General features: G+C 69.1%; 23 protein-coding genes. 11 read left to right on the forward strand and 12 right to left on the reverse strand.

What is annotated here, in order from left to right; all coding sequences use genetic code 11:
• Positions 1 to 90: 90 nt before the first annotated feature.
• Together tmk and topA are read right to left on the reverse strand one after the other, a co-directional pair.
• A complete protein-coding gene (gene tmk / locus ACQ3HE_RS19025; RefSeq protein ID WP_430893936.1) occupies positions 91 to 726 on the reverse strand; it encodes a dTMP kinase in 636 nt (211 codons plus the stop codon).
• Positions 723 to 3578, reverse strand: coding sequence for a type I DNA topoisomerase (topA, locus tag ACQ3HE_RS19030; RefSeq protein WP_430893971.1), 2856 nt, complete (start codon positions 3576 to 3578; stop codon positions 723 to 725). The genes tmk and topA overlap by 4 nt, the downstream gene beginning before the upstream one ends.
• A gap of 161 nt (positions 3579 to 3739) precedes the next feature.
• Here topA and ACQ3HE_RS19035 point away from each other — a divergent pair, with 161 nt between their 5' ends.
• Positions 3740 to 3985, forward strand: coding sequence for a hypothetical protein (locus ACQ3HE_RS19035; RefSeq protein ID WP_064294660.1), 246 nt, complete (start codon positions 3740 to 3742; stop codon positions 3983 to 3985).
• Between the two features lie 19 nt (positions 3986 to 4004).
• On the opposite strand, the gene ACQ3HE_RS19040 is transcribed toward ACQ3HE_RS19035, so the two are convergent.
• The 3 genes from ACQ3HE_RS19040 to ACQ3HE_RS19050 are packed head-to-tail and all read right to left on the reverse strand — an operon-like array spanning position 4005 to position 4993.
• Positions 4005 to 4427 (reverse strand): Rv3654c family TadE-like protein, encoded by a 423-nt coding sequence (locus ACQ3HE_RS19040; RefSeq protein WP_430893938.1) that lies wholly within the window; start codon positions 4425 to 4427, stop codon positions 4005 to 4007.
• Positions 4424 to 4735: a TadE family type IV pilus minor pilin gene (locus ACQ3HE_RS19045; RefSeq protein ID WP_430893940.1), complete on the reverse strand. Its 312-nt coding sequence runs from the start codon at positions 4733 to 4735 to the stop codon at positions 4424 to 4426. The genes ACQ3HE_RS19040 and ACQ3HE_RS19045 overlap by 4 nt, the downstream gene beginning before the upstream one ends.
• Before the next feature lie 45 nt (positions 4736 to 4780).
• Positions 4781 to 4993, reverse strand: a complete 213-nt coding sequence (locus ACQ3HE_RS19050) for a DUF4244 domain-containing protein (protein ID WP_079706885.1) — start codon at positions 4991 to 4993, stop codon at positions 4781 to 4783.
• Positions 4994 to 5168: 175 nt separating this feature from the next.
• Here ACQ3HE_RS19050 and ACQ3HE_RS19055 point away from each other — a divergent pair, with 175 nt between their 5' ends.
• The gene (locus ACQ3HE_RS19055; RefSeq protein ID WP_430893942.1) at positions 5169 to 5519 is read left to right on the forward strand and encodes a PadR family transcriptional regulator; all 351 of its coding nucleotides are present in this window, start codon (positions 5169 to 5171) and stop codon (positions 5517 to 5519) included.
• On the forward strand, positions 5516 to 6079 hold the full coding sequence (locus tag ACQ3HE_RS19060) for a hypothetical protein (RefSeq protein ID WP_430893944.1): 564 nt from the start codon (positions 5516 to 5518) through the stop codon (positions 6077 to 6079). Before ACQ3HE_RS19055 ends, ACQ3HE_RS19060 begins: the two co-directional genes overlap by 4 nt.
• A 46-nt stretch (positions 6080 to 6125) precedes the next feature.
• Here the strand turns inward: ACQ3HE_RS19060 and ACQ3HE_RS19065 are convergent, their stop codons facing one another.
• The 3 genes from ACQ3HE_RS19065 to ACQ3HE_RS19075 form a co-directional block, all read right to left on the reverse strand.
• On the reverse strand, positions 6126 to 7187 hold the full coding sequence (locus ACQ3HE_RS19065; protein ID WP_430893945.1) for a type II secretion system F family protein: 1062 nt from the start codon (positions 7185 to 7187) through the stop codon (positions 6126 to 6128).
• Positions 7187 to 8221, reverse strand: a complete 1035-nt coding sequence (locus ACQ3HE_RS19070) for a TadA family conjugal transfer-associated ATPase (RefSeq protein WP_430893947.1) — start codon at positions 8219 to 8221, stop codon at positions 7187 to 7189. Before ACQ3HE_RS19070 ends, ACQ3HE_RS19065 begins: the two co-directional genes overlap by 1 nt.
• Positions 8222 to 8332: 111 nt before the next feature.
• Entirely contained in the window at positions 8333 to 9412 is a 1080-nt protein-coding gene (locus tag ACQ3HE_RS19075) for a LacI family DNA-binding transcriptional regulator (RefSeq protein WP_430893949.1), read from the reverse strand.
• Positions 9413 to 9563: 151 nt separating this feature from the next.
• Between ACQ3HE_RS19075 and uriH the strand changes: the two genes are divergently transcribed.
• The 3 genes from uriH to ACQ3HE_RS19090 are packed head-to-tail and all read left to right on the forward strand — an operon-like array spanning position 9564 to position 12878.
• On the forward strand, positions 9564 to 10511 hold the full coding sequence (gene uriH, locus ACQ3HE_RS19080) for a uridine-preferring nucleoside hydrolase UriH (protein WP_430893951.1): 948 nt from the start codon (positions 9564 to 9566) through the stop codon (positions 10509 to 10511).
• Complete coding sequence (gene uriT / locus ACQ3HE_RS19085) at positions 10508 to 11944, forward strand: uridine transporter UriT (RefSeq protein WP_430893953.1); 1437 nt, start codon at positions 10508 to 10510, stop codon at positions 11942 to 11944. The genes uriH and uriT overlap by 4 nt, the downstream gene beginning before the upstream one ends.
• Positions 11945 to 11954: 10 nt before the next feature.
• A complete protein-coding gene (locus ACQ3HE_RS19090; RefSeq protein ID WP_430893955.1) occupies positions 11955 to 12878 on the forward strand; it encodes a ribokinase in 924 nt (307 codons plus the stop codon).
• 43 nt (positions 12879 to 12921) lie between these two features.
• On the opposite strand, the gene ACQ3HE_RS19095 is transcribed toward ACQ3HE_RS19090, so the two are convergent.
• Together ACQ3HE_RS19095 and ACQ3HE_RS19100 are read right to left on the reverse strand one after the other, a co-directional pair.
• On the reverse strand, positions 12922 to 13719 hold the full coding sequence (locus ACQ3HE_RS19095; protein WP_430893957.1) for a hypothetical protein: 798 nt from the start codon (positions 13717 to 13719) through the stop codon (positions 12922 to 12924).
• Complete coding sequence (locus tag ACQ3HE_RS19100) at positions 13716 to 14360, reverse strand: SatD family protein (RefSeq protein WP_430893959.1); 645 nt, start codon at positions 14358 to 14360, stop codon at positions 13716 to 13718. The genes ACQ3HE_RS19095 and ACQ3HE_RS19100 overlap by 4 nt, the downstream gene beginning before the upstream one ends.
• Before the next feature lie 411 nt (positions 14361 to 14771).
• Here ACQ3HE_RS19100 and acs point away from each other — a divergent pair, with 411 nt between their 5' ends.
• Together acs and ACQ3HE_RS19110 are read left to right on the forward strand one after the other, a co-directional pair.
• A complete protein-coding gene (gene acs, locus ACQ3HE_RS19105; protein ID WP_430893961.1) occupies positions 14772 to 16763 on the forward strand; it encodes an acetate--CoA ligase in 1992 nt (663 codons plus the stop codon).
• Between the two features lie 170 nt (positions 16764 to 16933).
• On the forward strand, positions 16934 to 17764 hold the full coding sequence (locus tag ACQ3HE_RS19110; RefSeq protein WP_430893963.1) for an endonuclease domain-containing protein: 831 nt from the start codon (positions 16934 to 16936) through the stop codon (positions 17762 to 17764).
• A gap of 83 nt (positions 17765 to 17847) precedes the next feature.
• On the opposite strand, the gene ACQ3HE_RS19115 is transcribed toward ACQ3HE_RS19110, so the two are convergent.
• Both ACQ3HE_RS19115 and sp36 read right to left on the reverse strand, forming a co-directional pair.
• Positions 17848 to 18318 (reverse strand): RidA family protein, encoded by a 471-nt coding sequence (locus tag ACQ3HE_RS19115; RefSeq protein WP_079706877.1) that lies wholly within the window; start codon positions 18316 to 18318, stop codon positions 17848 to 17850.
• 23 nt (positions 18319 to 18341) lie between these two features.
• Entirely contained in the window at positions 18342 to 18497 is a 156-nt protein-coding gene (gene sp36, locus ACQ3HE_RS19120) for a Sp36 family protein (RefSeq protein ID WP_162852301.1), read from the reverse strand.
• 108 nt (positions 18498 to 18605) lie between these two features.
• Between sp36 and ACQ3HE_RS19125 the strand changes: the two genes are divergently transcribed.
• From ACQ3HE_RS19125 to ACQ3HE_RS19135, 3 genes are all read left to right on the forward strand, one after another.
• Positions 18606 to 20957, forward strand: a complete 2352-nt coding sequence (locus tag ACQ3HE_RS19125) for a transglycosylase domain-containing protein (RefSeq protein ID WP_430893965.1) — start codon at positions 18606 to 18608, stop codon at positions 20955 to 20957.
• Positions 20958 to 21078: 121 nt separating this feature from the next.
• Positions 21079 to 23631, forward strand: a complete 2553-nt coding sequence (locus ACQ3HE_RS19130) for a transglycosylase domain-containing protein (protein WP_430893967.1) — start codon at positions 21079 to 21081, stop codon at positions 23629 to 23631.
• A gap of 149 nt (positions 23632 to 23780) precedes the next feature.
• Positions 23781 to 24755 carry a metallophosphoesterase gene (locus tag ACQ3HE_RS19135; protein WP_430893969.1) on the forward strand — a complete coding sequence of 325 codons (975 nt, stop codon included), beginning with the start codon at positions 23781 to 23783 and terminating at the stop codon, positions 24753 to 24755.
• Positions 24756 to 25079 lie beyond the last annotated feature (324 nt).

Genomic DNA, 25079 nt, shown 5'->3' on the forward strand with positions numbered 1-25079 from the left:
ACGGTGTGCGCTCAGGGACCGGGAGGATGTGCCCTTCGACAGGCTCAGGGACCGGAAGGGTGTGGGCTCAGGGAACGGGAGAGTGTGCGCTCAGAGGAGCGGCGCGATGCGGGCCCGGATGTCGGCGGCCAGTTGCTCGGGTGGGAGCGCGGCGTCGACGACGAGGAACCGCTCGGGTTCCGCGGCCGCGAGGGCGAGGAACGACTCCCGCACCCGGATGTGGAAGTCCTGCGCCTCCGCCTCGAGCCGGTCGAAGCGTTTGTTGGCGTTGTCGAGACGACCGCGGGCGACCGCGACGTCCAGGTCGAGGAGCACGGTCACGTCGGGCAGGAGGTCCTCGGCGGCCCAGAGGGAGATGCCGCGGATCTGCTCGGCGTCGAGTACGCGTCCGCTGCCCTGATAGGCGACCGACGAGTCGAGGTACCGGTCCTGTAGGACGACCTCGCCCCTCGCGAGAGCCGGGCGCACCACGGTGGCGATGTGATGTGCGCGGTCCGCCGCGTAGAGCAAGGCCTCGGCACGCGGGCTGATGTCGCCTCGGTGATGCAACACGATCTCGCGGATCTCGACACCGAGCTCACTGCCGCCCGGCTCACGGGTCCGGACGACCGTCCGCCCCTGCTGCTCGAACCAGTCGCTCAGGAGTCGCGCCTGCGTCGACTTCCCGACACCGTCGCCACCCTCGAGGGTGATGAACAGGCCCCGGGGGCGTCCTCCCTCGCTCACGTGACGGCGTCGGCCTTCGCCGCAGCCGCCTTGTTCGCAGCACGGGTCGCGGCAGCCTTCTTCGCCGCTTCCGAACGGGCGGTCGACGTGGCCGAAGCGGACTTCGTGGCCGCCGTCTTGGCGGTCCCCGTCTTCGCCGCGGCGGTCTTCTTGGCCGGAGCCTTCTTCGCAGGTGCCTTCTTCGCGGGAGCCTTGCGACCGGCCTTCGGCTTCGCCGGGCCCTTCGCGCGCTTGTCCGCGAGGAGCTGGACCGCTCGCTCGAAGTCGACGTCGTCGACCTCCTCGCCACGAGGGATCGTCGCGTTGGTCACGCCGTCGGTCACGTAGGCGCCGAAGCGTCCGTCCTTGATCTTGATCGGCTTCCCGCTCTCTGGGTCGGCCTCGAACTCCTTGAGGGCGCTCGACGCCTTCCGGGCTCCGTACTTGGGCTGGGCGAACAGCTCGACGGCACCGGCGAGGTCGACCGCGAAGATGTCGTCCTCGGAGGTGAGCGACCGGGTGTCGGTGCCCTTCTTCAGGTACGGACCGTAGCGACCGTTCTGCGCGAGGATCTCCTCGCCGGACTCAGGATCGGCACCGACGACGCGAGGCAGGTCGAGGAGCTTGAGCGCGGTCTCGAGGTCGATGGTCGCGAGGTCCATCGATTTGAAGAGCGATGCGGTGCGCGGCTTCTCGGCCGCCGCCTTCTTCTTGGCGGGGGCCTTCTTCTTGGCACCCGCTGCCGGCTCGGTCACCTCGCCGGTCGCCGTGTCGACGGAGAGCTCCGCCTCGGGCTCTGGGTCGACCTCGGTGATGTACGGGCCGAAGCGTCCGTCCTTCGCGACGATCTCCTTGCCGGTCGTCGGGTTCACGCCGATGACGCGATCGCCGACGACGGGTGCGTCGATGAGCTCGTGCGCCTTCGCGGGCGTCAGCTCGTCGGGCGCGAGGTCCTCGGGGAGGTTGACCCGACGCGGCGTCGGGGCTTCCTCTCCTTCGGCCGGCGGCGGACCGTCGGGCGTGACCTCGAGGTACGGGCCGTACTTGCCGATGCGGAGCGTGACCCCGTCGTCGATGACGATCGAGTTGATGCGGCGGGCGTCGATGTCGCCGAGGTTGTCGATGACCTGACGCAGGCCGCGACCCGAATCGTCGCCGAAGTAGAAGCCCTTGAGCCAGTCGACGCGGTCGACCGAGCCACCGGCGATCCGGTCGAGGTCGTTCTCCATCTCAGCGGTGAAGTCGTACTCGACGAGCTCCTCGAAGTACTCCTCCAGGAGACGGACGACACTGAACGCCACCCAGCTGGGGATGAGCGCCTGGCCGCGCTGCGTCACATAGCCACGATCGATGATCGTGGAGATGATCGATGCGAACGTGGACGGTCGGCCGATGCCGAGCTCCTCGAGCCGCTTCACGAGGCTAGCTTCGGTGTAGCGCGGGGGCGGCGAGGTCTCGTGCCCCTTCGCCTCCGGGTCCTCGATGCCGAGCTGCTGGCCTTCGGTGAGGGGCGGCAACTTCGCCTCGGACGCGTCGTCCTGGGAGTTGCGGTCCTCGTCCTGGCCCTCTTCGTAGGCGGCGAGGAAGCCACGGAAGGTGATGACGGTGCCGGACGCGGTGAACTCGGCGCGGCCGACGTCGGTCTTCGACTCGAGCGTGATCGTCGCCGTGGAGCCCTTCGCGTCGGCCATCTGGCTTGCGACGGTGCGCTTCCAGATCAGGTCGTACAGCTTGAAGTCGTTGCCGCGGAGCGTGGAGGAGAGCGAGGACGGCGTGCGGAAGGTGTCGCCCGAGGGACGGATCGCCTCGTGCGCCTCCTGCGCGTTCTTGCTCTTGCCGCTGTACAGGCGCGGCTTGTCGGGCACCGTCTCGGCACCGTAGAGGGCAGCAGCCTGCTTCCGCGCCGCGTCGATCGCCTGCTTGCTCAGCGACGGCGAGTCGGTACGCATGTACGTGATGTAACCGTTCTCGTACAGCGACTGCGCGACACTCATCGTCTGGCGAGCGGAGAAGCGGAGCTTGCGACCGGCCTCCTGCTGGAGCGTGGAGGTCGTGAAGGGAGCCGCCGGCCGGCGGGAGTACGGCTTGGACTCGACGGAGAGGACGGTCGCCTTCGACTGCTCGAGTGCTGCGGCGAGCGCCGTGGCCCGCTGCTCGTCGAGCGGGACGGCACTGCCCTTGAGCTGTCCGAGGTCGTCGAAGTCGCGGCCGGTGGCGACGCGGTCGCCGTCGAGCCGGACGAGACGTGCGGTGAAGGGCGCTCCGGTGGCGTCGGCTTCGGTGAGGAAGCGGGCGATGACGTCCCAGTAGGAGGCGGCGCGGAAGGCGAGGCGCTCCCGCTCCCGGTCGACGACGAGTCGGGTGGCGGCGGACTGCACGCGTCCGGCGCTCAGCCCGGGGCCGACCTTGCGCCAAAGCACGGGCGAGATCTCGTACCCGTAGAGACGGTCGAGGATGCGGCGGGTCTCCTGGGCGTCGACAAGGTCGGTGTCGAGGGGCCGCGTCTTGTCCTTCGCGGCGAGGATGGCGTCCTTGGTGATCTCGTGGAAGACCATGCGGCTGACGGGGACCTTGGGCTGCAGGACCTGCAGGAGGTGCCACGCGATGGCTTCGCCTTCGCGGTCCTCATCAGTCGCGAGGAGGAGTTCGTCGGCGTTCTTGAGTGCGCGCTTGAGGTCCGCGACGGTCTTCTTCTTCGCGTCGGAGACGACGTAGTACGGCTCGAAGCCGTTGTCGACGTCGACCGAGAACTTGCCGAGCGAGCCCTTCTTGAGCTCGGCGGGAAGGTTCTTCGGCTCGATGAGGTCGCGGATGTGACCGACCGAGGACAGCACCTCGTAGTCGTCACCGAGATATCCGGCGATCGACTTCATCTTGGTCGGTGACTCTACGATCACGAGTTTCTTGCCTGCCACGAGGCTCCTTCCATCAGGCACACCATACACACGTGCACAGCACGCTTGTCCAATCGTGGGGCGGCCACGCGCGTGTCCATCCCCTTGCGTTCTGCGGCGTTCGGAGCAGAATGTCTGCCATGAGTACCCAGACGAGTTACACCGTGAAGTTGACAGACGGTCCACTGGAGGGCAAGACGATCAGCGCCCGACTCAGCGACCACGGATCACCGACGCCCACCGTCGACGTGCCGAGCGGCACCGCCGGCAAGGTCTACCGGTACGCCCGGACCACCGGCGAGGAGTACGACGACTCCGGCGCCCCGAGCGCCGTCGACTACCGCTTCCTGGAGGCGGTCTTCACGACCGACTCCGGTCAGGGCTGACCGATCGCACCGCTACCTCTTAATAGGTGGCGGTCGCGGGCACCCCGATGACGGCGCCGGACGCCTCCGGAGGAGGTCCGGCTCTCGCGGCGACCGTGATGGCGCCGAAGGCCGTGTCGACAGTGGCGTCGACGAGGACGGTGACGCCCTCCACACTGCAGGTGCCGAGCGACGCCGCATTGCGCGCCGCGACCATGCGAGCAGTTTCGCAGGGGAAGCCTGGGAGACGACCGGACGCGGTGTCGGCTGCCGCCAACGCGGCTGCGTCAGCCGCGTTGGCCGCTCGCTGATGAGCGGCGAACAACGTCACGACGGGCAGCGTCGCCAGGAGGACGGCGACCAGCGCCCCGAGGATGCCTGCCGCCAGAACCGACCCTGCTCCGGTCTCGTCGCGCAGGTCTCGCGCCGCGCGGAGGACCAGGCGGCGCCACCTCACGCTCATCGGCCGCCGCCCATGGCGCATGAGGATGCCGACACCGGGACGACGCCGGCCAGGCCGGACCCGCCGACGGCGTCGACGCGCACGCAGACGAGGTCGCCCTCCACGCCACTCGTCATGGTGGCCCCCGGCAGGACGCGCGCGACCCGACCCGCCGCGGTCCCGGCGTCGTCGCCTCGCCCCAGGCTCCGGGCGGCGTCGGCCGCTGCGTCGGTCGCACGGAGCTGGGTCAGCCCCACCTGCACCGCGGAGAGTCCCATGGCCAGCACGAGGACGACGGCCGGGACGACGACAGCGAACTCCGTCGTCACCGCGCCTTCCTCCGAACGGCACGTCGGTACCTTCAGCCGCACGGCTCAACCGTTCGCCGTCAGGGCTCGTCGGATGAGGTCGGTGAGGATGCCCCGCACCTCGTCTCCGCGGAGGATGGCGACGAGGAGCCCGGCGAACCCGACGGCCGCCATCGTGGCCACCGCGTACTCCGCCGTGGCGGACCCCCGTTCGTCCCGCAGGACGCGCCGCACCTCGCGCGTGACACGCTGCTCGACTCGACGACCGATCGTGATCATGATGTTCCTTCCCCGCACCGAAGTGCTGCGCTCGTGGCACGAACACCTCCATGTTCGGCGACCGCGTCCAACGACGCGCGAGCGGGGTCGACGTCGGCGACGGGCCGCGTCGACCGGCCGGTTGTGGAGCGAACTCGCCTTGCACCCAGTAGCTATTCATGCTTGAGTAATAGTCATGGATGAACAGTTGCCGGCGCGCGACTCGCAACTCCTCCGAGGCGTGTTGCCGATGCTCATCCTGTCCACCGTGCACCGCGGCGAGACCTACGGATACGAGCTCGTCGAGCGGCTCCGAGCTCTCGGCCTGGCCGATCTGGCGACCGGCGTCGTGTACCCGGTCCTCAGCCGGTTCGAACGCGACGGACTGGTGACCGCGCGTCGGGTCGCCTCCTCGGGCGGCCCAGCACGGAAGTACTACGCGATCACCGAACGAGGAGACACGGCGAGGCTCGACGCCATCGCCCGCTGGAGGGCGATGACCGACATCGCCGAACGAGGAATCGACCCTGAAGGAGCATCAGCATGATCGACCAGAAGCGCCCCACAGCGGACGACCTGCTCGCCGAGCGCGCTGCACGCGGACTGAGCGTCGCGGACCGCTGGCGACGAGACTCGTACCTGCAGCGCCTCGACTGGCACCTCGAAGCCGTGGTCACGGGCCGGGAACGCCGTTCGATCATCCGTTCACTCCGGGACGAGCTCTCGGTCGATCAGCGACCGATGACGATCGCCGTGGCCGACCTCGGCTCACCACGCGCTCTGGCCGCCCGCTACGCCGACGACCCGGCCCGCTTACGACCGACCTGGTCGATCGGGGTCATCTGGGGCGGCGTCGCGATCCTCGCCTACTGGTTCTCGTTCGCCCTGTTCACCCTCGGGATGCTCGCCGTGGTCGAGCAGTCGACGCTCGATGAAGCGCACGCACGGTTCTTCTTCGTCGACGTGCTCGCCTTCGCCAACGAGGATGGCATCGGCGTCGGCTGGTCCGGTGACGTCGCGTGGATCCTCGTGCCGATCGTGATCATCGCCGTCGCCGTGCTCATCGGTGCACGCTGCTGGCGCGCACTCCCACGCTCCCGCGGCTGAAGCAGTCTCGCGATCGGAGCAAGGCAGGTCCGCGTCGACCGGATCGTCAGAACCCGAGCGTCGTCGACGTGACCACGCTGAGGAGGAGCGGAGCCACACCGACGAGGAGGAAGGCCGGCAGGATGCAGACCCCGAGCGGGATCATGAGGCGGGTCGCGAGGATGGCTGCAGCCCGCTCGCCGTCGGACCGCGCCTGATCACGCTGCTGCTCCGCCTCGCTGCGGAGCAGCTCACCGGCGGGGATCCCGGCCCTGGCAGAGAGCGCGAGGACGCTCGTGATCGTGGCACCGTCGTAGGGGACGGTGAACCGCTCGCACGCCTCCTCGACCATCGACCGGGCCGCCGGCGCCGCTCCCCCACCCGCCATCGCCACCGCGACGAGGTCGAGCGACAACCCCGGTGCGGGGTCGCGCCTCGCCGCCCGTGCGCTGAGCGCCGAACTCCAGCGCGCACCGACGATGAGGAACGCCACACCGGCCGCGAGACAACAGAGCCCAGGAGGCGTCGCGAAGAGCGTCCGCAGTGTGTCGAAGCCGAGGGCCATCCCGAGGAGGACGGCGACGAGCGGCAACCAGAGCACCAGCCTCGCCGTCGCGGACGGTCCGGCGAGCGCCGTGCCGACGTCCCGACCGATGCGGTCCAACTCGCGCAGCGACCCGGCGAGGTCGCGCAGACAGACGCCGAGCGGTGCGCCGCTGATCGCAGCGACCTGCCAAGCGGCGGCCAACCCCGCCCAGGCTGTGCGTGCGCCAGCACCCGTCTCCTGATCAGCGATGGCGGCGATCGCCGCCGGCAGGTCGCCGCCGTGCGCTGCAGCATCGGCCACCGCGGACAGCACCGTCGCGTCGGCCCGATGATCGCTCGTCGTACCGCCTTCGTCGTCCGGTTCATCCGTCGCGAGGCCGACGGACACCGTGGCTGACCGCGTTCGCGCATCGGCGTCCGCCTCCAGAGCGAGATGCCTCCAGGCACTGCCGGGTGCGACGCCGGCACCCAGGAGCACGGCCAGACGACGGGTGGTGCGCGCCACGCGGGCGGGACCGTCGTCATCGGGCGGAGCCGCGCCGGGAAGCGCCGCGAGCACCCGCCGCAGGACCCGTGGCGGCATCACGGCAACTCCTCGACGGAGAGGCGGTCGTGTTCGTCGATCAGGAGACGGCCGACCGCGACCACCTGCCGGCCGACCGGGAGCCGTGCCAGATGCACGATGAGTCCGATCGCGCTCGTCGCCTGACGGGCGACGGCCTCCTGACTCATGCCGGCGAGCGCACCGAGCGCCTCCAAGCGGGCGGGCACGTCGGTCACGGAGTTCGCATGGAGGGTGCCGGCACCACCGTCGTGCCCGGTGTTGAGCGCCGACAGCAGCTCGCGCACCTCGGGCCCCCGGCACTCGCCGAGGACGAGCCGGTCCGGACGCATGCGGAGGGCCTCGCGCAGGAGGCGTTCGAGGTCGATGCCGCCGGCCCCCTCCAGGTTGGCCTGGCGCGACTGGAGGGCGACGACATGCGGGTGGAGGATCCGCAACTCCGCGACGTCCTCGATCACGACGAGCCGCTCGACGGGCGAGGCTAGGCCGAGCAGGGCGCCGAGGAGCGTCGTCTTCCCGGAGCCACCCGCACCGGTGATGAGGATGTTCGTCCGAGCGGCGACGGCCTCGCGCAGCAGCTCGGCGACCGTCGCCGGGAACATCCCGGCGGCCTGCAACGCATCGAACCCGAGCGCCTCGTCACGCGGCACCCGAATGGACAGCAACGTCCCCCGGGTCGACACCGGCGGGAGGACCACATGGACCCGCACCCCGTCCTGCAGACGCACGTCGACGCACGGGGTCGCCTCGTCGACGTGCCTCCCACCCCTCGCCACCAGGCGCACCGCGAGCGCTCGGATGGTCGCCTCATCGGAGCGCCACCCCGCCTCGCGGACGAGCCCGGCACCGTGGTCGAGCCAGAGGCCGGACGAACCGTTCACGAAGAGATCGGTGACCCCCGGATCGGCGAGGTAGGGAGCAAGAGCTCCGAAGTCGGCGAGCGCCGTGACCCCGCGCGACTCGGCTGCACCAGCGGGTTCGGCGTCGACCGTCGCTTCCGGAGAATCAGGAGAGGCGGCATCGGGTGGGACGGAGACGACGAAGCGATCGGACATGCGGCGAGCGTAGAAGCCCTGGCTCGAACCCCGAGGCGCGGAGGCGCGGACCTCGCAAGCTCACGCGACCGACGTCGCTTGTGGAGCGTCGTCGGCGAACCTCCGTGCGCCTCAGCGACCGATCGTCGAGGCGCGGATGACGAGGTCCGCACCGATCACCGGGGCGGGTGCCACCGTCCGGCCCTCGATCCGGGCGAGGAGTTGCTCGGCGCCCGCCCGACCGAGCGCCTCGCCGGGCAATCGCACGCTCGTCAACGGCGGGTCGCTCACCACCGACGACGCCAGGTCGTCGAACCCGACCACCGCGAGCTCCCCCGGCACCGGCATGCCCATCGCCCGCGCCGACTGCAGCACCCCGTACGCGTGCGTGTCGGTCGCGCAGACCAGCGCGGTCACGCCGGCGTCGCGCCACCGCGGCCAGCTGTCGACGAACGCCGCGGCCGCCGCTTCGAGGTCGATGATGCTCTCCGCGCGATCATCCGCGTGCACCCGCATCCCGCGCACGGCGGCCTCGCGCTCGAGCAGCAGTCGACGCAGGAGGAACGTGTCCGTCGCCGTGCGACCGCCGAGGTACCCGAGTTGCCGGTGCCCCAGGACGTGGAGGTGGTCGAGGAGCGCTCGGACACCGCCGAGGAGGTCGAAGTCGACGGAGACGGCGCGTCGGTCGGCGGCGACTGCACCGGACGCGGCCTCCGCCGTGGTCCTCGGAAGGCGGGGTGCGTCGAGCAACACGAGCGCGGTGTCGAGCCGGAGCTCGTCCAGGAAGGCCTCGCTCGGCGCGTCGACCACGACCCCGGCCGGTCGGAGGGCCGCGAGTCGGCCGAGCGCCGCCGCCGTCGGCACGTCGCCCTCCCCGGTCACCGACACGAGCAGCTGGTACGCGTCGCCGAGGCCAGCCCTGAGCCCCCGGATCACCGCACCGAAGTAGGGGTTCGACGCATCCGGCGTCACGAAGACGACCAGGTTGCTGGACCCGCTCGCGAGCGCCCGCGCGGCGTGGTCGGCGACGTAGCCGAGCTCCGCGATCGCCTGGCGCACCCGTTCGGCGTTCTGTGCCGAGACGTGCCCGGCATCCTTGCCGTTGGCGACGAGCGACACGGTCGCGACCGACGTCCCGGCTCGCTCCGCCACCATCGCCGCAGTCACGCGACGGGCGGCGCGTGGCTGGGGATCGTTCGGTTCGAGGGGCACCCGTCGATCGTATCGGGGCCGCGGAACCCTGGGCCGAACGACCCGGTTTGGCGAACCTAAAGCGCTTGACGTAGGCTGCTCCCGGCGGACCTGAAGCGCTTTACGTGCCGTGTCACCCGCTTCCCCCAGCACCCCAACGATGTGGAGAACCATGCCCCGCAAGATCATCCTCGACTGCGACCCAGGCCACGACGACGCCATCGCGATCCTCCTGGCACACGGCAACCCCGAGATCGAGCTGCTCGCCGTCACGACCGTCGTCGGCAACCAGACGCTGCCGAAGGTCACCCGGAACGCCCTCGCCGTCGCCCGCATCGCCGGGATCACCGACGTGCCGTTCGCCGCCGGTGCCGACCGCCCGCTCGTGCGCCCGCTCGAGAACGCGCCGGACATCCACGGCGAATCGGGCATGGACGGCCCCGCCCTCCCCGAACCCGCGATCGCCCTCGACGACCGGCACGCGATCGACCTCATCATCGACCTCGTCATGTCGCACGAGCCGGGCGAGATCACCCTCGTCCCGACCGGCGGCCTGACGAACATCGCCCTCGCAGCCCGCAAGGAGCCGCGCATCGTGGAGCGCGTCAAGGAGGTCGTCCTCATGGGCGGCGGGTACCACGTCGGCAACTGGTCGGCGGTGGCCGAGTTCAACATCAAGATCGACCCCGAGGCCGCGCACATCGTCTTCAACGAGAGCTGGCCCGTCGTCATGGTCGGCCTCGACCTCACGCACCAGGCCCTCGCCACCCCGGAGGTCGTCGAGCGGATCGCTGCGATCGGCACCGGCCCGGCACGCTTCGTCGAGGAGCTGCTCGAGTACTTCGGCACCACCTACAAGGACGCGCAGGGCTTCGACAGTCCGCCCGTGCACGACCCGTGCGCGGTCGCCTACGTGATCGACCCGACGATCGTGCGGACCGTCAAAGTGCCGATCGACATCGAACTCACGGGCACGCTCACCCTCGGCATGACGGTCGCCGACTTCCGCAGCCCGGCTCCGGACGACTGCAGCACCTGGGCCGCGACCGAACTCGACCACGCACGCTTCTGGGGCCTCGTCACCGACGCCCTCGAGAACATCGGGGAGATCGAGCTGTGAGCGACCTCCTGAACTCCACGAAGCCCGCCGTCCGCATCGGCGCCCTCATGACGGCGTTGCTCGCCGCCTGCGTCGCCTTCCAGTTGAACGCCAGCATGCTGAGCCCCGCGCTCGTGAGCATGGCGCGTGAGCTGCAGACCGACGACGCCACCATCGGCCTCTCGCAGACGATGTTCTTCACCACCGCCGCACTGTTCTCCGTCTTCCTCCCCCGCCTCAGCGACATCATCGGCCGGAAGAGTGTCCTGGCCGGGATGCTCGTCATCATGCTCGTCGGCACCGTCGTCGCAGCCCTCGCCGTGAACGTCGAGATGCTGTTCGTCGGCCGCATCATCCAGGGCGTGTCCGGGCCGGTCGTGCCCATCACCCTGCTCATGCTGCGCGCCGAGGTCACCGACCCGAAGCGGTACGGCGCCATGATGGGCCTCATCACCGCGGTCAACGGCGGCATCGCCGGGATCGACGCCCTCGCCGGCGGCTGGCTCGTCACGAACCACGGCTTCCGGTCCGTCTTCTGGACCATGGCCGTCGTCGCAGCCGTCGCGATCGTCTTCGTCGTCCTGTGGGCCGCGAACTCGCAGCCCTCGAAGGGCACGAGGATGGACTGGTGGGGCGTGCTCCCGCTCGTCGTGTCGATCGCCGCCCTGCTCACCGCGTTCAACGAGGCCGGCAAGCTCGCAGCGGCGAACTGGCTGCTCGTCGGCGGGTTCATCGTCCTCGCCCTCGTCGCGTTCGCGATCTTCTGGACCGTCGAGAACCGCGTCGCCGAACCGCTGGTCGCCACGAAGTACCTCCGCCAGCGGAGCACCTGGGCACTCCTGCTCACGACGCTGCTCACGATGACCGGTGTCTTCGCCGTCGCCAACGGCCTCGTCACCTCGATCGCCCAGAACGCCGACGCGGGATTCAGCATGGAGGCCGACCTCGCCTCCCTCGCGTTCCTGACGCCGTACGCCCTCGTCGGCTGGCTCGTCGGCCCGTTCGCCGGTCGTCTCGCGCCAACGCTCGGCTACCTGAACGTGCTCCGCATCGGCCTCATCGGCAGCATCGTCTCGATCGTCATCATGGCGCTCGTCGGTGTGCACTCGCTCCCCGTGCTCATCGCGACGACCGTCCTCATCGGTGCGACCTACGCGGGCATCGGCAACATCATGCTCAACGGGCTGGGCATCGTCCTGTCGCCGAAGGAGAACCCGGGCTTCCTGCCCGGACTGAACGCGGGCGCCTTCAACCTGGGCGCCGGCCTCAGCTTCGTCGTCCTCCCCGCCGTCCAGATCGCCGTCGCACCTGCCGGAGGGACGTCGACGGCCGGGTACACGAGTGCCATGCTGGTCGGCGCGGGCATCACCGCGGTCGCCCTGCTGGTGTCGTTCCTCATCCCGAAGCCCGCGGGCGCCGAGGTCCGCCCGTCCGAGACCGCCTCGGCAGCCTAGGAAGGTCACCATGCAGAGTCCACGCATCGTCGTCGTCGGATCCTTGAACGCGGACCTCGTCGTCCGCACAGCACGCTTCCCGCAGCCCGGGGAGACGCTCACGGGATCCGAACTCGCCGTCATCCCCGGCGGCAAGGGCGCCAACCAGGCCGTCGCCGCGGGCAGACTCGGCGGCGACGTCACCATGGTCGGCGCGGTCGGCGACGACGCGCACGGATCCCTCCTGCTCGAGTCGCTCTCGAGCTCCGGAGTGGACGTCTCCCGAATCGCCCGACGTGACGACGTCGCGACGGGCACCGCGGTCATCACCGTCGACGACGCCGGGGAGAACACGATCATCGTGTCGCCCGGGGCGAACGGCACCCTCACGCCGGATCGGATCAGCGAGGCGTGGACGGCGCTCGACGGTGCCGGCGTCGTCTGCCTGTGCCTCGAGGTGCCGATCGACACCGTGGTCGAGACGGCCCGGCGGGGTGCTGCGGCCGGCGCGCTCGTGCTCCTCAACCTCTCCCCCTACGGTCCGGTGCCGGAGGAGCTCCTCCAGGCGACCGGTGTCCTCCTCGTGAACGAGCACGAGGCGGCCGACCTCGCTGGGGTCGACCCGGAGGAGGCCGGGTGGGAGGCGACCGCCACGGCACTGCGCAGCCACGGCATCCGACGAGCCGTCGTCACGACCGGGGCCGCGGGCAGTGTCGTGATCGACGGCGAGGCCGACCCGGCGTCGGTTCCGTCGCCGACGGTGGACGCCGTCGACACCACCGGCTGCGGCGACGCGTTCATGGGCGCCCTCGCGCTGCGACTCGCTGCCGGTGACGAACTCGTCGACGCGGCTCGATTCGCATCGACCGTCGGCAGCTACGCGGCGACCGGGGCCGGCGCCCAGGCGTCGTACCCCGATCAGGAGCAGCTCGCGGCGTTCCTCGAGCAGCGATGAGACACGGGGTCCCGCGTGAACCGACGCGGGACCCCGTGGCGCCTCACCCGGCCGCGATCACCCAGAGGTAGAGCACCGCGGCAGCGGCGATCGCCCAGCTCGTGAAGCTGCCGACGAGGAACTCCTCCGCCTTGCCGCCGACCCCGCGATCCTCGGATATCTCCGGGAAGCGCACGATGCCCTTGGCCGCGACGAGGGCGGCGATCACCATGCCGGTGCCGCTCAGCGCGAGGACGACGATGAAGACCCGTTCGAGCGGGCCGATGAGGCGCCCACCGAGCAGCTGCGTCGTCGGACGCAGCGGCGTGCCGCCCTGCTCGACGCTCCCCAACTCTCGACCGCGGATCCTGACCGTCCAGGCGGAGGCGGGCGTCACGGTCGGTTGCGGCTCATCGTCCTCACGGGCGCGGCGCAGCGACGCCCGCACGATGAGGTTGCTGCTCCGCATGAGGAAGACGAGCGTCGACCCGCCTGCGACGGCGAGGGCAAGGGGCACCTCCTGCAGCACGCCGAGGTGGAAGCCCGCGTAGACCTGTGCAGCGGGGCTGTCGGCCGTCCCTCCCGCCCCGAACACGAGTGTGGCGGAGACGACGAGGAGACCGAGCAGCAGCACGGGCCAGAGCCCGCGTGGTCGCGAGGTGTCCGAGGACGGCATGGTCACCATCCACCCGAGGGCGACGAGGCCGGTCAGTGTCGGCCACCACCAGTCGAGCCCGAGCCCCAACACGGCGAACAGCCAGACGACCACCAGCCCGATCGCCGGCGACCAGCGCGGGCCCGGGATCAGTCCACGACAGATGTCGGCGACCCCGATCATGAGCAGCAGGACGGCCGTGATCATCGAATCGGCGCTCCGGCGAGCAGGTCGAGGGCCGAGACGAGCGCGGCGCCGCCTGATCGTTGCAGGTTCTGCGACACCGCGGACTGCGAGATGCCGACGTCGGCCGCCATCGACTCCTGCGACCGGCCGAGGAGTGCACCCGCGGCGAGCTGTCGCTGTCGGGGGTTCCGCATCTGATCGATCGTGTGGTCGCGCAGGGTGAGGAGTGCGTTCACGATGGCGTCTCCGTCCTGGGGCGATTCGCCCTCGAACCACGATCGCAGGTACGGCTGACGTTTGTCCTCCCGCCGATGCGCCTCGTCGATGGCGGCTCGGGCCCGCCACCAGGCGGAACCGTCCTGGATGATGGCGTCCTGGCCGGCGTCGATGTCCGTGACCTCGCCCCAGCCGAGGCCGAACCGGCAGTCGACCTCCGCAGGGAACAGGAGTCGCGCGAGGGTGGTGGCCCGCAGTGCGGTCGCGACGTCCGCGTACACGACCTGGAACTCGTCGCCGACCGTGGGACGCAGCGGCTGCTCGGCGGGCCAGGTGGCCTCCACCTGGAGGAAGACGTCCTGGATCGCACGCTGAGCGCGGGTGCGATCGTCGAGACGGCGGGAACCGACGATGTCGACGACGACGGCCAGGAGGAGATCGGTCATCCCAGAAGCATAGAGCTGATAGTGGCCGAACTATAAGCAATATTCGAATACACACCAGCGGCCGGCTGCAGCCGGCGCCTGAGACAGAAGAAGGCGGCACCCATTGGGGGGAATGGGTGCCGCCTCTACAGTGCCGGATTGGGGGGAATCGCTGGCACTGCATGCACGAATGTGTATTCGGCCGGGTCCAAGTGTACGCCAGTGAACGGGGAACACAAGCACTCAGACGACCCCAGATCGAGTGGTTTCCCTACCATGCCCAGATCATTCACAGACTGGGCCCGTGAATTTGTTCGGATGAGTGACAAACCCGCAACCGAGAACGCGCTACGCTCGTGCATGGCACGGACTCGACCCGCCTCGGCAGGTCGAGTCAGGAACGCGGATTCGCAAGGGAGCGAGACACACACGATGAGCACTCAGATCGACAGCCTGCTGCACGAAGACCGACGATTCCCACCGTCGGAGGAGTTCGCCGCGCAGGCGATCGCCAGCGCCGAGCTCTACGAGCGGGCGTCGAGTGACCGGCTCGCCTTCTGGGCCGAGCAGTCCCGCGAACTGCTCACGTGGAGCAAGCCGTTCACGAAGACCCTCGACTGGTCGAACCCACCCTTCGCGACCTGGTTCGACGACGGCGAGCTGAACGTCGCCTACAACTGCCTCGACCGGCACGTCGAGGCCGGCAACGGCGACCGCGTCGCCCTCCACTGGGAGGGCGAGCGCGGCGACAGCCGCACGATCACCTACGCCGAGCTCACGGCAGAGGTCAAGCGCGCGGCCAACCTGTTCACCAGCCTCGGCGTCGAAGCCGGCGACCGGGTCGCCATCTACCTGCCGATGATCCCGGAGGCGATCGTCTCGATGCTCGCCGTCGCGCGCATCGGAGCGGTCCACTCGGTCGTCTTCGGCGGGTTCAGCGCGGACAGCCTGCGCTCCCGCATCGACGACGCGGAGGCCAAGCTCGTCATCACCGCCGACGGCGGCTACCGCAAGGGCAAGGTCTCCGCACTCAAGCCCGCCGTCGACGCGGCGCTCGCGAGCCGCGGCGAGCTGCCCGAGCAGGCGACCGTGGACCACGTGCTCGTCGTCCGTCGCGGCGAGAACGAGGTCGACTGGACGGCCGGACGCGACCTCTGGTGGCACGAGGCCATCGCCGACGCCGAACCCGAGCACGACGCGCAGCCGTTCCCCGCCGAGCAGCCGCTCTTCATCCTCTACACCTCCGGCACCACCGGGAAGCCGAAGGGCATCCTGCACACCTCGGGTGGCTACCTGACGCAGACGGCGTTCACCCACAAGAACGTCTTCGACCTGCACCCCGAGACCGACGTGTACTGGTGCACGGCCGACATCGGCTGGATCACCGGTCACAGCTACGTCACCTACGGACCCCTCGCGAACGGCGCGACGCAGGTGCTCTACGAGGGCACGCCGGACGCCCCGCACCCGGGACGCTGGTGGGAGATCATCGAGAAGTACGGCGTGAGCATCTTCTACACGGCCCCGACGGCGATCCGCTCCTTCATGAAGCTCGGGCGGAAGATCCCGAAGCAGTTCGACCTGTCGTCACTCCGCCTGCTCGGCTCGGTGGGTGAGCCCATCAACCCCGAGGCGTGGATGTGGTACCGCAAGATCATCGGCAACAAGGTCGCGCCGATCGTCGACACCTGGTGGCAGACGGAGACCGGGGCGATCATGGTGTCGGCCCTTCCCGGTGTGACGTCGACGAAGCCCGGTAGCGCGCAGGTCCCGATCCCGGGCATCGCCATCGACGTCGTCGACGACGCCGGTGACGCGGTCGGCGCCGGCGGCGGCGGACTCCTCGTCGTGACCGAGCCCTGGCCGTCGATGCTCCGCGGCATCTGGGGCGACCCCGAGCGGTTCAAGGAGACCTACTGGGAGAAGTTCTGGGACGTCGAGGGCGGCCCGTTCTACTTCGCCGGCGACGGCGCCCGACTCGACTCGGACCGCGACGTCTGGCTGCTCGGCCGCGTCGACGACGTCATGAACGTCTCCGGGCACCGACTCTCGACCGCTGAGATCGAGTCGGCGCTCGTCGCCAACGAGATGGTGGCCGAGTCCGCCGTGGTCGGTGCGGCCGACGAGACCACCGGGCAGGCGGTCGTCGCCTTCGTCATCATCAAGGAGTCACACCTCGAGCAGGCGTCCGGACTCGCGGACATCACCGGGGCACTCCGCAGCTGGGTCGGCGAACAGATCGGTCCGATCGCCCGCCCACGCGAGGTCTACCTCGTGAACGAACTGCCGAAGACGCGCTCCGGCAAGATCATGCGCCGTCTCCTGCGCGACGTGGCCGAGGGCCGCGAGGTGGGCGACACCACGACGCTCGCCGACACCACGGTCATGCAGATCATCACCGACAAGATGGTGAAGAGCACGTAGGTCCTCGCTGCTCCGCAGCAGGAGATCCGCTCCACAGCAGGAGAACGTAGTCACGTTGGTCCTGCTGCGGGGCGTATCTCCTGTGCTCCACAGGGCAGACTCGCGGGCACCTCGTCCCCAGCACGCCTGAGTGGAGCATGTGGCCGCGCCCGGCCCGCGAAGCTGAGGTGATGGACCTCACCCCGTGGATCGACCGGCGCGACGGGATCGTGCATCGGCTCGACGCGCTCGATGCCGGAGCGACCAAGCACGGCATCGAACGAGCAAAGCAATCAGGCTCGGTCCGAGTTGTGAGACGTAACTGGCTCGTGACCGAGGCGTGTGATCCTCAACTCCTCTTCGCGGCGACGCGCGGAGGACGATTGACGTGTCTGACGATCGCCGGTCGTCGCGGCTGGTGGAACCTGGCTGACGGCTTCGTCCATCTCTCGGTGGCCTCGACGTCTACGGCGACGACTGAAGCAGGGCTGCGGCTCCATTGGAGCGCGACACCGGCACCAGTGTCCACCCGCACACTGGTGCAGCCACCGGTGAATGCGCTCGTCCACATCGCCGAGTGCCAACCGTTCGAACGCGCGCTCGCGGTCTTCGAATCGGCTGTCCGCGTCGGCGATGCCGACCTCGACCGACTCAGGCTCATGCCGATCCGTTCCCGACGGTTCAGAAGAGTGATCGACCGTGTCAGCCACCTCTCCGACTCAGGCATCGAGTCGATACCGCGCATCCGTCTCGCGCGGATCGGCATCCACATGAGCCAGCAGGTCGTGGTCGACGGTCACCGGGTCGACGGACTCATCGGCGAACGCCTCATCTTGCAGTTCGATGGACACGCCCCTCATCAGGATGCGTCACAACGGAGCCGCGATCTCGCGCAGGATCGCCGTCTCGCGCTGTCCGGCCACACCGTCCTACGGTTCAGTTACCAGCAGGTCATGCACGAGTGGACACTCGTCGAGCGCGAGATCTCAGACGCGATCGCGCAAGGCAGGCATCAGTGGTGAACGCAGGAGATCCGCTCGGCAGCAGGATGAACGTGGCTACGTTCTCCTACTGCGGAGCGGATCTCCTGTTGTGACGCCGCGCGCTATGCGAACTCGACGATGAGCTCCACCTCGACGGGCGAGTCGAGCGGGAGCACGGCGACGCCGACGGCGGATCTGGCGTGCACGCCGAGGTCGCCGAAGATCTCGCCGAGGACCTCTGACGCACCGTTGATGACGCCGGGCTGGCCGGTGAACGCCGGGTCGGAGGCGACGAAGCCGACGACCTTCACGATGCGGGTGACGCGGTCGAGCGAACCGATCTGGCTCTCCACCGCGGCGAGCGCGTTGAGGGCGCACGTCCGGGCGTAGGTCTTGGCGTCCGCAGGCGAGACGAGTCCGTCGCCCTCACCCACCTTGCCGGTGGCGGGGAGCTTGCCGTCGGTCATGGGCAGCTGGCCCGAGGTGAAGACGTGCTCGCCGGAGACCACCGCGGGGATGTAGGCGGCGACGGGCGGGACGACGGTTGGCAGGGTGATACCGAGCTCGGCGAGTCGGTCGGCGATCTGGGACATGGGGGTTCCTCCGGGACGTCGGGTCAGTCGGCGATGGGGCGCTTGAGGTAGGCGACGAGCCCACCCTCCGGACCGGTGACGACCTGGACGAGCTCCCAACCCTCCCCGCCCCAGTTGTTCAGGATGGCAGCCGTGTTGTGGATCATCAACGGCGTGGTGAGGTACTCCCAGCGGGTCATGTCTCTCCTCGATCGGGCGCTCCGCACGGAGAGGCGGAGGCGCAGGGGATCTTCATGGCGAGCCCCAAGTGAAGCTCGCTCACAGTTTCCCCGCTTACCTTCGATCCTATGCCTGAACCACGTACCCCCGCGAAGACGGTCGCGCAGAGCGTCCTCGGCTTCGTCGGCTTGAGCGTCGCCGCCGGTGTGCTCGCCACCGCCGCGGTCACCCCTGCCATCGCGATGACCGGTCTCGCCACCTCCACGGGCATCTCCGTCTTCGACGGCCTCCCCGACTACCTCCAGCTCGACTCGCTCGCCCAGAAGTCGAGCATCTACGCCAAGGACTCCGCCGGCAACCCGGTGCTCCTCGCCTCCTTCTACGACCAGAACCGGATCGAGGACAGCTGGGACCAGATCTCCCAGTTCGCGAAGGACGCCGCGGTCTCGGCCGAGGACCCCCGCTTCTTCGACCACGGTGGCATCGACCTCGCGGGCACCGTCCGAGCGGTCGTCAACAACGCCGCCGGCGGCTCGACGCAGGGTGGCTCCTCCATCACACAGCAGTACGTGAAGAACGTCCTGGTGCAGAAGGCCGAGGCGATCCCCGACAAGGCGGAGAGCGATGCGGCCTATGAGGAGGCGACCGCGACGACCCCTGAGCGCAAGCTCAAGGAGATGCGACTCGCGATCGGTCTCGAGAAGACCTACGGCAAGGAGGACATCCTCCGCGGGTACCTCAACATCTCCGGCTTCGGCGGACGCGTCTACGGGATCGAGGCGGCGTCCAACTACTACTTCAACACCACGGCGGCGAACCTCACGCTGGAGCAGGCGGCGACGCTGCTGGCGATCGTCAACAACCCCGAGAACCTCAGGATCGACAAGCCCGACAGCGCCGACAACGGCGCGGCCAACGGCTACGCCCTGACGAAGACGCGACGGGACTACGTCCTCGACCAGATGCTCAAGGAGCAGAAGATCTCCAAGGAGCAGCACGACACCGCCGTGGCGATCCCGATCACGCCGACGATCGTGCCTCCCGTCACCGGCTGTTCCGCGGCCGGGTCGTCCGCCTACTTCTGTGATTACGTGACGAACGTGCTGCAGAACAACGAGATCTTCGGCGCCACACAGGACGAACGGTGGACGAACTTCAAGCGCGGCGGGTACAGCGTCTTCACGACCCTCGACCTCGACCTCCAGAGCGCCTCGCAGGCGGCCATCGACGAATACGTCCCGAAGACGACCACTGAACTCGACCTCGGTGCCGTCTCGGTGAGCGTGCAGCCAGGGAGCGGGCGGATCCTCGCCATGGCCCAGAACAAGGACTACTCGCAGGATCCCGACGTCCTCGCGACGGGCTCCAACTACAGCGCCATCAACTACAACACCGATCAGGCGTACGGCGGCTCGGCCGGCTTCCAGCCCGGTTCGACGTACAAGATCTTCACGCTCACGGACTGGCTGAAGTCGGGCAAGGGCGTCAACGAGTCGATCAACGCGAACCGCAGATCCGACTGGGGCACCTTCACCAACAGTTGCGTCCCGGGTGGGACGGAGCAGGCGGAGGCCGGATGGAGTCCGCGGAACGACGAGGGCGAATCGGGGTCCTACACCGTGAGACGGGCCACGCAGCAGTCGATCAACACCGCGTTCATCGCGATGGCGCAGGAGCTCGACCTCTGCGACATCAGCAAGACCGCTGAGTCGATGGGCGTGCACCGTGCCGACGGCGCGCCCCTGAACAACTCCCCCGCGACCGTGCTCGGCACCAACGAGGTCGCTCCGCTGAGCATGGCGACCGCCTTCGCGACGCTCGCCGCCGGCGGCAAGACGTGCGACCCGATCGCGATCGACTCGATCACGAAGCCCGACGGTTCCACCGCCGAGGTCCCCTCGGCGAACTGCCGTCAATCCGTCGATGCGAAGGTGGCGGCCGCGGCCGACGACGTCCTCCAGGGCGTCGTCTCCAACGGCACCGCGTCCGCCTCGGGTGCCCGCACCGACGGCGTCGGTGAGCTGATCGGCAAGACCGGGACCACGGACGACGCCGAGGCGACCTGGATGAGCGGCGCGAGCACGACGGTCGCGACGGTCGTCGGCACCTTCAACGTCAGCGGACACGTCAACCTCCGCGACACCTACATCGGCGGCACCCAGGTGGCCTCCATGCGGCACTACATCTGGCCGGCGGTCATGTCCGCCGCGCTCGCCAAGTACCCGGGCGGTGACTTCCCCGAGGCGGATCGCGCCACGCTGCAGGGCGACGGTTCCGGCAGCAGCGGCGAGGACTCGACACCGACCCCGACGCCCACGGCCGACCCCACGCAGGCACCGAGCGAGGCGCCGACACCGGCTCCGGGTGACGGCGGGGACACCGATGGGACCGGCGAGGACGGCGGGCCTGCGGCGCCGGGGAACGGCAACGGGAACGGCGGCGGCGCCGGGAACGGGAACGGGAACGGCGCACCCGGATGATCGTCCGCGGCTGTCGGTCGAACGCAGACCGGCAGCCGCCCCGGGTCGCCCGGCGGCAACGATCGGGTTTCAACGCGTCGCTGAGCGGGCCTTTTTCAGGATTGTCGCTTAGCATCGATCCATGCCTCAACAACATCGCACGGCCACCGGTGTGCTCGGCGGCTTCCTCGGCTTTCTCGGGCTGAGCGTCGCAGCGGGTGTCCTCGTCACCGCCACGGTCACGCCGGCACTCGCCGTCACCGGGATCGCGACCAACAGCACGATCAACGTGTTCGACGGTCTGCCCGACTACCTGGCCCTCGACGAATTGGCGCAGAAGTCGAGCATCTACGCGACCGACAGCGCAGGCAACCCGCAGCTGCTCGCGTCCTTCTACCAGCAGAACCGCATCGAGGTCGGCTGGGACCAGATCAACCAGTTCGTCAAGGACGCGGCGATCTCGGCTGAGGACCCGCGCTTCTACGAGCACGGCGGTGTCGACCTCACCGGTACCATCCGCGCCGTCGCGATCAGCGCGACGGGACGCGACCTGCAGGGTGGTTCGTCGATCACCCAGCAGTATGTGAAGAACGTGCTCGTGCAGAAGGCCGAGGCCATCACCGACGAGGCCAAGATGAAGGCCGCGTACGAAGAGGCGACGAAGGCGACCCCGGAGCGCAAGCTCAAGGAGATGCGCATGGCCATCGGCCTCGAGAAGCGCTACGGCAAGCAGGACATCCTGCGCGGCTACCTCAACATCGCCGGGTTCGGCGGTCGCACCTACGGCATCGAGGCCGCAGCCAACTACTACTTCGCGACGACTGCCGCCAACCTGAACCTCGAGCAGGCCGCCGCGCTGATGGCGATCGTGAACAACCCGGAGACGCTGCGCCTCGACCGGCCCGACAGCGAGACGAACGGCGCGGCCAACGGGTACGCCCTCACACTCGAACGGCGGAACTACGTCCTCGATCAGATGATCAAGGAGGGCAAGATCACCGAGGAGCAGTACTTCTGGGCGTACCGCCAGCCGATCACGCCGACCATCAACCCGGCGAGCACGGGCTGCCAGACGGCCGTCAACGTCAGCCCGGGAGCCGGTTACTTCTGCGACTACGTCACCCGGGTGTTCCAGAACAACCCGATCTTCGGCGCCACGGAGGACGAACGCTGGGCCGCGTTCAACCGCGGTGGCTACAGCGTGTTCACGACGCTCGATCTCGACGTCCAGGGTGCCGCACAGGCGGCGATCGACGAGCTCATCCCGCGGGTGAGCGACCAGCTCGACATCGGTGCTGTGTCCGTCACCGTGCAGCCCGGAACGGGCCGCATCCTCGCGATGGCCCAGAACAAGGACTACTCGAACGACCCAGACGTCCTGGCCACCGGTGCGAACTACTCCGCGGTCAACTACAACACCGACGTCGATTACGGCGGGTCCACGGGCTTCCAACCCGGATCGACGTACAAGACCTTCACGCTCGCCGAATGGCTCAAAGAGGGGCACGGCCTGAACGAGGGCGTCGACGGCCGGAAACGGTCCCCGTGGGGCACGTTCAAGGACTCGTGCGCCGACGGCGGCACGGTCTACGCCGGTTCCGACTGGAACCCCGGCAACGACGAGGGTGGCAACGGTGGCCAGTACACCGCGCTCCAGTCGACGAAGCAGTCCATCAACACCGGCTTCATCGCGATGGCGAAGCAGCTCGACCTCTGCGGCATCCGTAAGACGGCCGAGTCGATGGGTGTCCATCGCGCCGACGGCGGTCCGCTGCTGCAGTCCCCGGCGACGGTCCTCGGCACCAACGAGGTCGCTCCGCTCAGCATGGCGACGGCCTTCGCGACCTTCGCTTCGGGCGGCATCACCTGCGACCCGATCGCGATCGACCGGGTCGTGAAGCCCGACGGCACCGAGATCCCCGTTCCGCCGGCGAACTGCCGGCAGGGCCTCGAAGCCAACGTCGCCGCTACGGCGAACGTCGCACTCCAGGCGACGTTCAACGGCGGCACGACGAGCTCGTCACGCATCGGCGACGGCATCCCGCTCATCGGCAAGACGGGTACCACCGACAACAACGAGGCGACCTGGATGAGTGGCGCGAGCACGAAGGCGGCGACCGTCGTCGGTGTCTTCAACGCGACCGGCCACGTCAACCTGCGGCGCACCTACTTCGACGCCGGGCAGGCCGCGACGATCCGTCACAAGATCTGGCCGCGGGTCATGGCGACCGCCAACGCGAAGTTCGGCGGCGACGCATTCGGCGACCCCGACCCGTCGCTCATCAACGGCCAGTCGGTCCAGGTGCCCGACGTGGCCGGGAAGACCATCGAAGAGGCGCAGAAGCTCCTCGAGGACGCCGGCTTCGGTTTCGAGAACGGTGGCGCGGGCGACTCCGCCCTGCCGGCCGGCCAGGCGGCGAGCACCAACCCGTCCGGCACGGTGCCGAAGGGCTCCATCGTCACGGTCTACACGAGCAACGGGCTCCTGGGCGTCGTCCCCGACGTCAGCGGAGCGGGCAACTTCGACGCGGCGAAGGCGGCCATCCAGGGCGCCGGGTTCACGAACGTGGGTCAGAAATGCGCGGTCGATCCCGCTGCCACGACACCGAAGGTGACCGGCGTCGATCCACCAGCCGGTACCGCAGCGCGCAAGGACGGCAAGGTGACGGTGACGGTCTCGAAGACCAGCTGTTAGCGTCCTGACGCGAGCACGGAGGGCCCGATCGGTATTCGATCGGGCCCTCCGTCGTCTGCGCCTGGCTCCCCTCCGGGCGTCTTCGGAGGGGCTACCGGTACGCTCGTGGGACGGTCGGCACCACTCGACGACCGAGGAGGAGACGATCGATGGCGGCATCCATGAGCACCGGCGGCAGACTCGGTACGGCGGCAGCCGTTGTGGCGGGCCTCGGGGCCCTCACCCTCGGATACGCGTCGATCGTCGAGCGCAACGCCTTCACGCTCCGCAGGGTGACCGCTCCCGTCCTCCCGCCCGACGCCGAGCCGATCACCGTCCTGCACCTGTCCGATCTCCACATGGCCCCCTGGCAGCGCCGCAAGCAGGCTTGGCTGCGGTCACTCGCCGATCTGCAACCGGATGTCGTGATTAACACGGGCGACAACCTGGGGCACGAGCAGGGCATCGACGGGATCCGGGCCGCGCTCTCCGTGTTCGCCGGTGTCCCGGGCGCGTTCGTGCACGGCTCGAACGACTACTACGGGCCGAGTGCGAAGAACCCGTTCAAGTACTTCGTGCAGTCGTCCTCGAAGCACGTCTCCCCGACGACGCTCGACACGGCTGCGCTCGAGCGGTTCTTCATGGACGAGCTCGGGTGGATGGACCTCAACAACGCGGTCGGTGAGATCTCGATCCGGGGCACCCGCCTCGACCTGTTCGGCGTCGACGACCCGCACAAGCACTTCGACCGACTGGACACGCTGACGGCGCTCATCGACGAGCGACTGGACGCCGAGACGTTGGAGACCGACGACCCGTCGCTGGCCCACACGGTGACGGTCGGCGTGATGCACGCTCCGTATCGGCGGGTGCTCGACGCCTTCGTGACGCAGGGTGCGCAGTTCATCTTCGCGGGGCACACCCACGGTGGCCAGGTCTGTGTGCCGGGCTACGGCGCACTCGTGACGAACTGCGACATCCCCCGGCAGCAGGCGAAGGGGCTCAGCGTCTGGCGGCATGCCCTGCGCTCGGCGTATCTGAACGTGTCGGCGGGGATCGGGACCTCCATCTACGCGCCAGTGCGATTCGCCTGCCGGCCGGAAGCGTCGCTCGTGACCCTCCTCCCCCGCCGCACGGTGGTCTGACCCGGCCCGACTGCCCTTCGACAGGCTCAGGGACCGGGACTCCCCGGCCCGCGCACCCTCCGCCGGTCACTGAGCACCCTCCGCCGGTCACTGAGCACCCTCCGCCGGTCACTGAGCTTGTCGAAGTGCCGCCCTTCGACAGGCTCAGGGACCGGGCCTCTCCGCGGGGAAACAGAGAAGCCCGGTCAGACGATTGCTCATCTGACCGGGCTTGTACTGTCGGGGTAGCGGGATGTGCAACCCGCCAGCCCAGCGGACCGCCAACCCGGGAAACAGAGAAGCCCGGTCAGACGATTTCTCATCTGACCGGGCTCGTACTGTCGG

Origin of the sequence: Plantibacter auratus (genome assembly GCF_050587365.1) — a bacterium.
Lineage (GTDB): Bacteria > Actinomycetota > Actinomycetes > Actinomycetales > Microbacteriaceae > Plantibacter > Plantibacter auratus.

Excerpts from the sequence above, each read along its gene's own strand:
- topA (WP_430893971.1), bottom strand. The coding sequence starts at position 3,578 with ATGAAGTCGATCGCCGGATATCTCGGTGACGACTACGAGGTGCTGTCC.
- ACQ3HE_RS19115 (WP_079706877.1), bottom strand. The coding sequence starts at position 18,318 with ATGTCCCAGATCGCCGACCGACTCGCCGAGCTCGGTATCACCCTGCCA.
- ACQ3HE_RS19135 (WP_430893969.1), top strand. The coding sequence starts at position 23,781 with ATGGCGGCATCCATGAGCACCGGCGGCAGACTCGGTACGGCGGCAGCC.
- uriH (WP_430893951.1), top strand. The coding sequence starts at position 9,564 with ATGCCCCGCAAGATCATCCTCGACTGCGACCCAGGCCACGACGACGCC.
- ACQ3HE_RS19070 (WP_430893947.1), bottom strand. The coding sequence starts at position 8,221 with ATGTCCGATCGCTTCGTCGTCTCCGTCCCACCCGATGCCGCCTCTCCT.
- ACQ3HE_RS19040 (WP_430893938.1), bottom strand. The coding sequence starts at position 4,427 with ATGAGCGTGAGGTGGCGCCGCCTGGTCCTCCGCGCGGCGCGAGACCTG.
- ACQ3HE_RS19130 (WP_430893967.1), top strand. The coding sequence starts at position 21,079 with ATGCCTCAACAACATCGCACGGCCACCGGTGTGCTCGGCGGCTTCCTC.
- ACQ3HE_RS19065 (WP_430893945.1), bottom strand. The coding sequence starts at position 7,187 with ATGCCGCCACGGGTCCTGCGGCGGGTGCTCGCGGCGCTTCCCGGCGCG.
- acs (WP_430893961.1), top strand. The coding sequence starts at position 14,772 with ATGAGCACTCAGATCGACAGCCTGCTGCACGAAGACCGACGATTCCCA.
- ACQ3HE_RS19100 (WP_430893959.1), bottom strand. The coding sequence starts at position 14,360 with ATGACCGATCTCCTCCTGGCCGTCGTCGTCGACATCGTCGGTTCCCGC.
- sp36 (WP_162852301.1), bottom strand. The coding sequence starts at position 18,497 with ATGACCCGCTGGGAGTACCTCACCACGCCGTTGATGATCCACAACACG.
- ACQ3HE_RS19125 (WP_430893965.1), top strand. The coding sequence starts at position 18,606 with ATGCCTGAACCACGTACCCCCGCGAAGACGGTCGCGCAGAGCGTCCTC.
- ACQ3HE_RS19110 (WP_430893963.1), top strand. The coding sequence starts at position 16,934 with ATGGACCTCACCCCGTGGATCGACCGGCGCGACGGGATCGTGCATCGG.
- ACQ3HE_RS19095 (WP_430893957.1), bottom strand. The coding sequence starts at position 13,719 with ATGATCACGGCCGTCCTGCTGCTCATGATCGGGGTCGCCGACATCTGT.
- ACQ3HE_RS19050 (WP_079706885.1), bottom strand. The coding sequence starts at position 4,993 with ATGATCACGATCGGTCGTCGAGTCGAGCAGCGTGTCACGCGCGAGGTG.
- ACQ3HE_RS19055 (WP_430893942.1), top strand. The coding sequence starts at position 5,169 with ATGGATGAACAGTTGCCGGCGCGCGACTCGCAACTCCTCCGAGGCGTG.
- ACQ3HE_RS19060 (WP_430893944.1), top strand. The coding sequence starts at position 5,516 with ATGATCGACCAGAAGCGCCCCACAGCGGACGACCTGCTCGCCGAGCGC.
- ACQ3HE_RS19090 (WP_430893955.1), top strand. The coding sequence starts at position 11,955 with ATGCAGAGTCCACGCATCGTCGTCGTCGGATCCTTGAACGCGGACCTC.
- ACQ3HE_RS19035 (WP_064294660.1), top strand. The coding sequence starts at position 3,740 with ATGAGTACCCAGACGAGTTACACCGTGAAGTTGACAGACGGTCCACTG.